Origin of the sequence: Clostridium tagluense (assembly GCF_003865095.1) — a bacterium.
Lineage (GTDB): Bacteria > Bacillota > Clostridia > Clostridiales > Clostridiaceae > Clostridium_AD > Clostridium_AD tagluense.
This window is the reverse complement of record NZ_BHYK01000044.1, coordinates 21,187-28,800: the sequence shown is the minus strand read 5'-3', so window position 1 is coordinate 28,800 and position 7,614 is coordinate 21,187. Positions and strand designations below refer to the sequence as shown.

The 7,614-nt window shown below is 30.2% G+C and carries 6 protein-coding genes; 5 read left to right on the top strand and 1 reads right to left on the bottom strand.

The features are described from left to right. The first annotated feature begins 371 nt into the window (after positions 1 to 371). The 3 genes from Ctaglu_RS22345 (at position 372) to Ctaglu_RS22335 (ending at position 2,600) form a co-directional block, all read left to right on the top strand. The gene (locus Ctaglu_RS22345) at positions 372 to 806 is read left to right on the top strand and encodes a prepilin-type N-terminal cleavage/methylation domain-containing protein (protein WP_125005907.1); all 435 of its coding nucleotides are present in this window, start codon (positions 372 to 374) and stop codon (positions 804 to 806) included. A gap of 203 nt (positions 807 to 1,009) precedes the next feature. Continuing rightward, positions 1,010 to 1,786 carry a prepilin peptidase gene (locus tag Ctaglu_RS22340; RefSeq protein WP_125005905.1) on the top strand — a complete coding sequence of 259 codons (777 nt, stop codon included), beginning with the start codon at positions 1,010 to 1,012 and terminating at the stop codon, positions 1,784 to 1,786. 175 nt (positions 1,787 to 1,961) lie between these two features. Continuing rightward, complete coding sequence (locus Ctaglu_RS22335) at positions 1,962 to 2,600, top strand: hypothetical protein (protein WP_207669516.1); 639 nt, start codon at positions 1,962 to 1,964, stop codon at positions 2,598 to 2,600. Positions 2,601 to 2,690: 90 nt separating this feature from the next. On the opposite strand, the gene Ctaglu_RS22330 is transcribed toward Ctaglu_RS22335, so the two are convergent. Then, complete coding sequence (locus Ctaglu_RS22330; RefSeq protein ID WP_125005901.1) at positions 2,691 to 3,920, bottom strand: 6-phosphofructokinase; 1,230 nt, start codon at positions 3,918 to 3,920, stop codon at positions 2,691 to 2,693. 232 nt (positions 3,921 to 4,152) lie between these two features. Here Ctaglu_RS22330 and Ctaglu_RS22325 point away from each other — a divergent pair, with 232 nt between their 5' ends. Continuing rightward, a complete protein-coding gene (locus Ctaglu_RS22325; RefSeq protein ID WP_125005899.1) occupies positions 4,153 to 5,094 on the top strand; it encodes a dipeptidase in 942 nt (313 codons plus the stop codon). 191 nt (positions 5,095 to 5,285) lie between these two features. Next, positions 5,286 to 7,610, top strand: coding sequence for a VIT and vWA domain-containing protein (locus Ctaglu_RS22320; RefSeq protein WP_125005897.1), 2,325 nt, complete (start codon positions 5,286 to 5,288; stop codon positions 7,608 to 7,610). Positions 7,611 to 7,614 lie beyond the last annotated feature (4 nt).

Genomic DNA, 7,614 nt, shown 5'->3' with positions numbered 1-7,614 from the left:
AGGCTTTATAACCTTAACTGAAAAATTTATGATTAGGTAATTCTTATTGAACCGCCGTGTACCGAACGGTACGCACGGTGGTGTGAGAGGTCGCTAAATAAATTAATTATTTAGCTCCTACTCGATTGTCAATTTAAAGGCATAGTTAACTTTTTAGCAGGTAAAAAATAATTATAAATCTATGTTTATAATTTAAAAAAAGTGGACAGAATTTTAAAAGTCACTAAGGGATAATTTGGGTAATTAGGTTTGTAAATGGTATCTTTGGTACTAGGAAACAGAGGAACTAGGGATGAAGTTTTAGATAAACTAGCTAAAGCTATTAGCTCTCAAAGAGAGTTAAAATAAAAAACATTATAGGAGGAAATAAAATGAAGAAAAATTTGAAAAAGAAAAAAGGCTTTACTTTGATTGAACTTATAATTGTGATTTCAATTATTGCTGTATTGGCGGCCATTGCGGTGCCTAAGTATGCCAGTATACAAAAAGATGCCAAAGTAAAAGCTGATATTGCTACGGCAAAGACAATAGCTGACGCAGTTACTGTTTTAGTAGCACAAGATAAGGTAGTTGAAACAATAGGTACTTCTGATGAACCAGCTGAAATTAAAGCGGATGCTACTGGGGATGCTGCTGTTATAGGAGATTATCTTCAGTTGATACCAAAATCCGCTGTATATAAAGATAAAAATTTTTCGGTAGTAGTTAGTAACGGCATTGCAAAAGTCTGTGTGGATAAAATAGAAGTATATCCAAATGCTAAGGGCTATGGGGCAAAAGTTACAACAGATAAAAAACAAAACTAAAGTTTTCAATCTACAAAAGTTAAGAGTATATAGATACAATATCTTATAACTCGCTTTAGCGAAATTTAAGAAGGAATCCCCCTATTTATATAAGCGGGGGATTAAAATTGATAGTTATTACCTGTTAAAATATAACGTTTTTGAAAAATAATGTTGTGCTACGCGTAATAAAGTTATAAAATAATATTAAATGAGGTGATCTAATGGAAAGTATTTTTCCAATAACCATTTTTATATTAGGACTATTAATAGGTAGCTTTTTAAATGTATGTATATACAGAATTCCAAGAGGAGAAAGTATAGCGTATCCACCATCACACTGCACCTCCTGTGGAAATAATATTAAATCTTATGATCTTATACCAGTGATTAGCTGGATTTTTTTAAGTGGTAAATGTAGGAACTGTGGACAGAAAATATCTATTAGATATGCACTGGTAGAACTTTCCACTGCTATACTTTTTTTATTAGCTTACTTTCAATATGGAGTCAGCATTTTTCTCTTAAGGTATTTAATACTAATACCTTTTTTAATAGTTATAGCTATGATAGATCATGATACTATGGAAGTGTATACTACAACCACATGGGTAGCAATTGCCATGGGTATTGTTTTACTAGGGGTAAATTTTTACCTGGGGCAAGCAGTGGCTACTTACATTTATGGAGCTTTATTTGGTGCAGGTTTCATAATTATTATTATTTTATTATCCAAGCTTATTATTGGAATAGAAGGTATGGGCTGGGGTGATGCAGAAATTTGTGGCCTTTGTGGCCTGTTTTTAGGTTTTAAATTAACATTAATTATGATGTTTTTTTCTTTTATAATTGGTGGTATTGTTGGGATTTATTTATTGAGATTTAAAAAGAAAAATGGTAGATCGGAAATGCCCTTTGGTCCGTCTATAATAATGGCTACTTTTTTGATTATAATTTGGGGGGATAAAATTTTAAACTGGTATTTAAGTACATTCCAATAAATTATAAAAGAATTAATTGCAAGTGACACTCTAAACATAAGGACTTTAACGGAAACTAGAGGATAACTTGAATAGTTTCAATAATCCTTTAACTATCTTTAATAGTTCTATTTTGATATTCACAAGAATAAGTGTATAATTAGGCATAACTGAATGGTTATGAAGGGTTGATAATATGCAAAATGCATTGCGGAATATGAATAATAAATGGAAGAAAAAAGCCATGAAAGCGAAAAAAAGTGATTATCTTCAAAAAATTTACGAGAAAAATACTAGTACAGGAAATTACGTTATACAGGTAGCTTTAGACAAGTATAATGATATATTTAATGACTGGGATCGTGCTCCTTTTAAAAAAAGAGACATGGATCCGGATTTAGCAATTTTTCTTGAAAACTGTTTTGAAGAGATTCCGGCTAAACATGGAGTAGATATATGTTTCTACTTACCAAAAGAGGAAAAAGACGTAAATCGAGAAGAAGTGTTAATTGCAGGTATTAAAACCTACTATTCTTTTTATTTGCATCAAGAAATTAAAGTTTTAAAGGATAATTATCGCAGATTATTTAAATATTTAATCACAGCACTTAGTCTGCTAGCAGTGTCTGTTTTTTTAAGTACTAGTGTTGGTAGTAATATAGTTTTAGGAACGGTACAACAAGGATTTAATATAGGTGGATGGGTGTTTTTGTGGGAAGTTATATCAATGGTTATTTTTAGAGGTAGAGAAGTTAGTTCTGAAATTAATAAATATCAAAGGTTTTTGAATTCATTAATTTATTTTAAATATGGTAATGAAAACCCACTATTTTAGTATATTGAATTTAAAAAAAGCTCTATGAAAATTCTTCTTAGAGCTTTTTTATTTTGAAAAAATCATCTGGCAATTCCAGGTGATTTTGTTTTAAAGTTTAAATGGAGCCTCTAAAAAAGTGTATTTTGGAAGACCATTTTCAATAGAAATTTTTGGTTCTCCCATTATTAATGGTAAGGTATATTCGTAGGCTTCACGAGTTACATTATTACCTTCCTCATTAATCCATTCTAGAGGGAAATATTTAATGTTATTAGCAACCTTTGCAGTTTCAAGTACAAAAGGTTCGGAGGCATATGGAGAATTTGAAAGTCTTTTTATACCTATCATGTTTCCGCTTATTCCGTCAATAGAATAAGCAGCGGCAGCTTTACCTACTTCATAGGCCTCATCAATATCAGTTTGTGATGCACAGTGCATAGAACAACGTTGGATTGTAGAAAGTTCTAAAACCCTAACCTTTTGCGCTGTAGAAGTTGTTAAAAGTAAATCCTTCAGGTATGCACAAACACCACCTAACTGAGCATGACCAAATTTATCAAGGCCGGTGGATGAAGCTTCACCTATAAATTTGCCTTCTTTAGTTCTTATGCCTTCAGAAACTACTACAAAGACATGATTTTTTTCAGTAAGTTTTTTACTTATATCCCTTAAAAAATTCTCTGTACTAAAAGCAACTTCTGGAAGATATATGAAATCTGCAGCAGGGTTACCATTAATTGTTGCAATACAAGCACTAGCTGCTAGCCATCCAGTATCCCGTCCCATAGTTTCAAGTATGAAGACTCCTTTTGCAGGATATACACTGGCGTCTAGGAAGTTTTCAAGAACTGATGTGGCAATTAGTTTAGCTGCACTACCAAAGCCAGGGGTATGATCCATAATTGGCAGGTCGTTATCTATTGTTTTAGGAATTCCAATAAATTTTACATCCTTATTATGCTGCTGTGCGTAAATACTAAATTTATGCACAGTATCTTGTGAATCATTACCTCCGATATAAAAGAAGGTTTTAATTTCATGTTTTTCTAATATTTTAAAAAGCTTTAAGTACTCTTCGGGGCTTTCTTCTACGGATTTCAACTTATATCTGCAAGAGCCAAGACCAGAAGATGGAGTATATTTTAATCCTTTAACCTCGTCATAGGGTATGTTAGATAGGTTTACGATATGGTCGTTTAAAATACCCTGTATTCCGTTTATGCCAACATAAACGTTATCATAATATTGAGAGTTAATATTCTCATCTAGCACGCCAATGGCACTAGCATTTATTACAGAGGTTGGACCTCCTGATTGAGCTACTATACAATTTTTCATTTTAGAATTTCCCCTTTCCATTGGAATTAAATTGTGATTACAATTAATAGAATGTACTAGTTGATTATAAGGTATAAATTTAAGTTACTCAAGATAGAATTTAATTTTAAATGAGGCATTCTAAAACAATAAGAATAATTAATCTATTACATATAAGGTTTATATTTTGCATAAAATATTAGAGGTGTAATAAAATATATATTTTGTATTATTTACGGAAGGTGGTACACTAATGCCCATAATAGATTTTCATTGTGATACAATCATGAAGTTTATGGATAAAAACCTAGAATCAGTTTTAAAGGAAAATAATTTAAATGTAGATATTTGTAAATTGAAAAAGGCAAATTCCATTGCACAGTTTTTCGCTCTTTTTGTAGAGATGGATAAGTCAAAGGACCCCTTAGAATATTGCTTATTAATGCTAGATAAATTTTATGAAGAATTAGAAAAAAATATTGGGGATATTGCCTTGGCCACAAACTATCAGGAACTTATGGATAATATGAAAATGGGGATGATTTCTGCATTTCTAACTATCGAAGAGGGTGGGGTTCTTAAGGGGAAAATCCAACAACTCAGAAATTTTTACAAGTTAGGGGTGAGGCTTTTGACCCTTACTTGGAATTTTCCAAATGAGATAGGGTTCCCAAATAAAAATAAGGAAGATAGAAGTAAGGGGCTTACGGATTTTGGAATTGAAGTTGTAAGTGAGATGAATAATCTCGGCATGATTATCGATGTTTCTCATTTATCAGATGCTGGATTTTATGATGTAGCAAAGTACTCTAAAAAACCATTTGTAGCCTCTCATTCTAACTCAAGGTCAATAAGTAACCACCCTAGGAATTTAACTGATGATATGATAAAAGTTCTTGCTGCACGCGGTGGCGTAATGGGAATTTGTTTCGAAAAACAATTTCTAGGCAGTAATGAGTTCAGTAGAGTAGAGGATATGGCGTGCCATATAGCCCATATAAAAAATGTGGGTGGAATAGACTGTATTTCTATTGGTTCTGATTTTGATGGAATAAGTAACCAGGGCCTTGAAATTAAGAATATTGGTGAAATAGAAAAATTATCAATAGCTTTGAATAAAAATAATTTTAGTCCAGAGGAAATGGATAAAATTTTTTATAAGAATGCCATAAGAGTTATAAAAGAAGTGCTTTAGTAATATATATATTTTTTTATCAGCAGAATATTATATAATTATAATGAATCATTATAATAGTAAAAATATGGGATAAGCTTAAAATTATTTTAATAAATCGGAAGACTAATTTTATTATTAATGATAAAATATATGTATAATGTTTTAAAGATTCTGGTAAATCTTTGCGATATAAAATCAGGAGGGGTACAATGGCAAATAATAATACAAACCATGGAAAAGAATTGAAGAATAACATAATTTTAAAAGAAGTTAATATAAGAGGAAATTTATGTGGTGAATTCGCTGAGTATACTATTGATCATGTATATGAAAATAAAGGAATAAATGATGTAGAGGCAATCTATACTTTTCCAATTCCAGAACGAGCAGTTATATCGGGTTTTGAAGCAGTACTAGGTGGTAGGACTATAAAGGGATTAATACAAGATAAAGATGAAGCAAATAAAATATATGAAAATTTTAATCAAAAGGATAATAACACATTTTTGCTTGAAGAATTTAGTGATAATATATTTAGAATAGTTATAGGTAAGATAATTCCAAATGAAGTTGTAAAAATAAAAATATCTTATATAGAAGAACTAAGCTATGAGAATAGAAACTTAAAATTGGTTATCCCTACAATAATAGCTCCAATAAATCTTTCGAAAGATAATACACTAGATTCTAGTGCATTAGGTAGCATCCATAAAGATAACGATTATAAATTCACTTTAAGGCTACTCGTTGAATCTTTAACAAAATTAGAATTTAAGTGTTCTTCTCATAAAATAAAGGTGGAATATGAAGAAAATAATTTATATAAAGTAACTTTAGATGGAAACAATCAAAGAATGGATAAGGATTTAGAAATCATACTAGAAGAACTAGAAAAATTAGAAACTACAGGAATGATATATGATTACCCAAGGGATGATAAAGGAATTTTATATTTAAGATTCATACCAGACCTTGAAATTGAGCAAAAATCATCTGGCTCAAACTATATATTCCTTTTAGATATATCACGATCAATGGACGGAAATAAATTAATAGAAGGTAAAAACGCACTTCAACTATGCCTTAGAAATTTAACATTAGGAGATACCTTTAATATTTGTGCCTTTGGAGATAAGCTTAATTTCTTCGCTAAAGAAACGAAGGTTGATTTTAATGAAGAAAATTTAAGTAGTGCCAGCAAATGGATTGAAGAACTTAAAGCAGAAAAAAATGCAGTGATTTTTGATGCAATAAAGTATGCACTTCTTGGAAAAAGTGAAAAAGAAGAAAATGTAATTTTCTTATTTACAGATGATTTGGTGGAAAACGAAAAAGAAATATTAAATTTTGTGGAAGAAAATATTAAAGAAAGTCGAATATTTCCTTTTGGAATAGATACTTTAGTAAATAGCTATTTTATAAATAAATTAGCTCGTATTTCTTATGGTGCTGCAGAAGTAATATACCCTGGGGAAAGAATTGAAGATGTTGTGCTTAAACAATTCAATAGAATTAAAAATCCTCAAGTTACTGATATTGAAATTGATTGGGGTAAAATGAAGGTTGAAACAACATTCCCAAGAACTATTGAATATATGTATGATAAAGAGCCGTTCTCAATTTTTGCTAAAATTAATGGAGAAGTTGGCGGAGTAGTTACTTTAAAAGGAAAAGTTGGTAAGGAGAGAATTCAAAGAATAATTATGCTGAATGACCTTGAACTAGAGGAGAATGTTAATTTAATTGAAAAAATATGGTATAAAAAACGTATAGAATCTCTTCAGCATAGAGTAAAATATGAACGTGGGGAACTTCAAGAGGCAATGAACAATAAGATTGTAGAAATTTCTAAAAAGGTTGGCATAATTTGCAAAGAAACTTCTTTTATTCTTTATGAAGAGATGGAAGATCCTATCTTAGGCATAAGAATAAGAGAAATTCTACCTGTTAAAACCACAAAAAGCTTAGAACTTTCCTATGAAAGTTTAGATGGAGACTCTGAATCAACAGCATTTTATTATAAAGATTTATCAATATTAAAAGAAGAACATGATAAATATGCTGGCTTTGAAAGAAAGCAGTTATTAAAAGTCTTAGCATCTAATCAATTTGCTAGTGGGGCTTTTGGTATCAATGTGGATGACAGTATAGAAAACAATATTAGATATACTACAAAAGCAATGTTAGCCTTTGTCATAGGGAATGAAGACACCAAAATATATACTAATCAATTAAATAAATCAATAGAATTCTTAAATAAAGCATTGAAAAATACTGATTTAGATTTAAATAAAGATGACTATTTAAATTTATTATTACTTTTCAAATTATCTATTAAAAAAGACATACTACTATCTTTTTATAAAGAAAATATTGACAGGGAAATCCATAAAATCCAAGAGATATTCCAAGTGCAGGATAGTGATGTAGTTGAAATTAAGAGTGAATTTATCAAAAGATTAGGAGTAAATCCTAATGAGCCTAAGGATACACTTCAATATATAATCCATACTGCTATTTTAAAGACTATCTAAACAT

Coding starts and splice junctions, on each gene's coding strand:
- Ctaglu_RS22325 (WP_125005899.1), top strand. CDS start 4,153: ATGCCCATAATAGATTTTCATTGTGATACAATCATGAAGTTTATGGAT.
- Ctaglu_RS22335 (WP_207669516.1), top strand. CDS start 1,962: ATGCAAAATGCATTGCGGAATATGAATAATAAATGGAAGAAAAAAGCC.
- Ctaglu_RS22345 (WP_125005907.1), top strand. CDS start 372: ATGAAGAAAAATTTGAAAAAGAAAAAAGGCTTTACTTTGATTGAACTT.
- Ctaglu_RS22340 (WP_125005905.1), top strand. CDS start 1,010: ATGGAAAGTATTTTTCCAATAACCATTTTTATATTAGGACTATTAATA.
- Ctaglu_RS22330 (WP_125005901.1), bottom strand. CDS start 3,920: ATGAAAAATTGTATAGTAGCTCAATCAGGAGGTCCAACCTCTGTAATA.
- Ctaglu_RS22320 (WP_125005897.1), top strand. CDS start 5,286: ATGGCAAATAATAATACAAACCATGGAAAAGAATTGAAGAATAACATA.